The 526-nt window shown below is 35.7% G+C and carries 1 protein-coding gene; it reads left to right on the forward strand.

Annotation, left to right across the window (positions count from 1 at the left end; translation table 11 throughout):
* Nucleotides 1-526: S1 RNA-binding domain-containing protein (locus J5G60_RS18695; RefSeq protein ID WP_207876670.1), on the forward strand; the 526-nt coding region annotated here is incomplete at both ends.

The following is a 526-nucleotide window of genomic DNA, read 5'->3' on the forward strand; positions in this document are numbered from 1 at the left end:
AAAAGATAATAGAAATTCCATGTGGGATTGTCTTTTACGGAGATTTCAAAATTCTCATACCTTCCAGAGAAATGAATATCAAGCGTGAAGATCAGATGGAAATTTATAATATAATGAAAACTATGATAGGAGCTCCGATAGATTTTATAGTAGTTGAACTTGATGCTGAAAGAAAAATCGCTGTTGCATCAAGGAGAAAAGCCATGGATTTGAGGTCAAAGCTGGAATTTCCCAAACATACTGAAGGAGATAAAATTCCAGTTAGAATTGTGGGTATAGGTCGTACCACGGCATATGTCGAAGCTTATGGTGTAGAAGTCAGAATACCGAAAGAAGAAATAGACTGGGGCTATATATCGGATCTTAGAAATGCCATTCAAATAGGGGATGTAAAGACAGCTGTTATCCAGGAAATTGACATGGAAAAAGGCATTTTAAAACTTTCCATAAAGAGAGCTACAGATGATCCGTATTTTGAAAATATCAAGAAAGTTACCAAAAACAGCTGTTATGAAGCTGTGGTAAC

Origin of the sequence: Clostridium sp. HV4-5-A1G, assembly GCF_900184915.1 — a bacterium.
GTDB lineage: Bacteria > Bacillota > Clostridia > Clostridiales > Clostridiaceae > Clostridium_B > Clostridium_B aromativorans.